A 2,001-nucleotide genomic window follows, 5' to 3' on the forward strand; every position below is an offset into this window, starting at 1 on the left:
ATACCGAAACTGCCACGTAACATGCCTTGAATTAAGCTCCATTTTTTGAAGGTTGGATATAACCTCACAATTAAAGTTTCCTACTGAGGCAAGGATTTTCCACTTTGTTTATTTACGTGGGTACTAAGTTATAAACCACGACATATTTAATCTCTTATGTTTAGAGATAGTGTTTTGAATAGGTTGTCACTAGAACTATTAATTATTTCCTTTGTTCCAACTTTGGCAAAATGCCTTGTTCTCTCTTGAGCAAATTATATGGCTACTTTGGCATAGTTCGCCTCAAGGCAGTAGTCAGTCCTAATCCATTTTAGATTACTCTTGTCACCTCATGAGTTTTCTTATGTATGGATTCGTCTATTTTTATTTAAATTAATTGACTCGGTACAAATACCAAGGGTAAACTAATTTTAAACCGTAAATTAAAATGGGTATTTTATATTGTTTTAATTATAAAAATAAGGGCATAATTTCTTACACCCTTCTTAGGGGTACTTTATATCTCTTGGAATTTGTAAATATAGACTACTCTTCCCTTATAGACTATTATGGTAAAAACGCTACATGCCACTGATATCAATGCATTGAGCATGTTTTAATAAATCATTTATTAATCATAAAACCTCTACAAGTTAGTGATATCAACGGTTACAAATCATTTCTATTTTCTCGCCTGTTTTTCTCTTTATACTTTTTGTTAGCTATTTTATTCTGTTGTTTCTTTATTTCTTTAGCACACTTTTTACAATATTTAATTTTATTATTAGTTTCCTCAACTCTTTCTCCACATAATTCACATAATATAACACCGTCATCCAATTTCTCTTTTATATTATTTTTTAAATTATTTACTATTATATCACCAAAGCATTCCCACAGTGTTGTTTTAAAACTTGATTTCTTTTCATTATATAGATATTTAACTAGTACATCTACTACACGATTTACATCATCATTAACTTCAAGAACTTGTTTTTTAATGTCTTGATATAAATATGATAAATTATTAACCTCACCATCATTTGACTTTCCCATCATAAAATGACTTTTTAAATCTAGTTCTGTATATTTACTTATAATATCCTCATTTGACTTATCTAATTTTATATTTTTATCATTCATAAGTTTTTTATAATCAAATTTTCCTAAGTTTGTAGCTTTGAAGTTTATTCTAGGATTAGGTATCATTTTATCAAGTCTATTAACAACGCTGTTATTTATAGGTTCTACTTTATCTTTGGGTTTATCCTTAGCGTAAATAAAGAAATGTGGCGTTTTAGATTTAGTATAATTAGTAATCATGCCTTTTTTATCTTTAGGTCTTTCAGGTTTATATAACGTTTTTGCATAATCTATGGTAAAATTATTTTCCATACATAGCAATTTTATTACATCAATATCAACGTCATTACTATTCCATATCTTAGTTATATCATTGCTAATAGCTCCTATATTACCACCTGTATATGCCGACTTTAAACCCTCATATATAACCTTACTATTTAGAATCTGTGCCTCTGCTTTAGCCATATTATAATATAAAGGCACTATTCCTTTCATATTACGTTCTGCTACTTCAATTATAGTGTGGTCTGCACAAACTAAGCTCTTATCTCCATCTACATCAAACATTAATATCTTGCTAATTATATCATGACAGCTTGTGTATAGTGCATTTGTAGTGAACCATCTACCTTTTTCTTTATCAACAACATTATTCCTTATTGCGTGTTCTCGGTACAAATGAGGGCTTCTTAGGCAATCCAATTTAGGTTCTTTTTTATATAATCTACAATAAACTTCATTATCTTCTAATAGTCCTTTGGGATTTTCTTCTCCTAAAAATAACCTTTCACAAAATGCATATAAATCAGGGCTTATAAACGTATAAACTCCATTTACATCAAGCTTACCTGCTCTCGCACCTTTAACCATACTTTTTTTAACTTGCTTTAATATTTCTTTACTATATGTATCATTTAATAATTCTGGATATATTTC

At 28.8% G+C, this 2,001-nt stretch carries 1 pseudogene; it reads right to left on the reverse strand.

Annotation, left to right across the window (positions count from 1 at the left end):
• Positions 1-648: 648 nt before the first annotated feature.
• A pseudogene (locus AC11VW_RS02685) lies at positions 649-2,001 on the reverse strand (hypothetical protein); the annotation flags it as partial.

It is taken from the genome of Romboutsia sp., assembly GCF_056995035.1.